General features: G+C 45.4%; 1 protein-coding gene. It reads right to left on the minus strand.

Annotated elements, in window-relative coordinates:
• The coding region (locus tag MRS74_RS23835) for a pyruvate formate lyase family protein (RefSeq protein ID WP_306422034.1) at nt 1–216 on the minus strand (216 nt) is incomplete at both ends.

A 216-nucleotide genomic window follows, 5' to 3' on the forward strand; every position in this document is an offset into this window, starting at 1 on the left:
GAAGTGATAGTTAGGATAGACTGAGTAGGCACAGCGTCACGGTAAGTTTTCAGTGAACGGATCTTGTTCATGAATACTTCTACTAGTTCACAAGCGATGTCATCTACGCGAGCATCGTTGTTACCGAACTTAGGATAGTCGCCTTCGATTTCGAAGCCGATTGCAACACCGTCTTCGTCACGTACTGGCTTAACTTTAGCGTACTTGATAGCAGCT

The organism is Marinobacterium sedimentorum (genome assembly GCF_024267675.1).
Classification (GTDB): Bacteria; Pseudomonadota; Gammaproteobacteria; order Pseudomonadales; family Balneatricaceae; genus Marinobacterium_A; species Marinobacterium_A sedimentorum.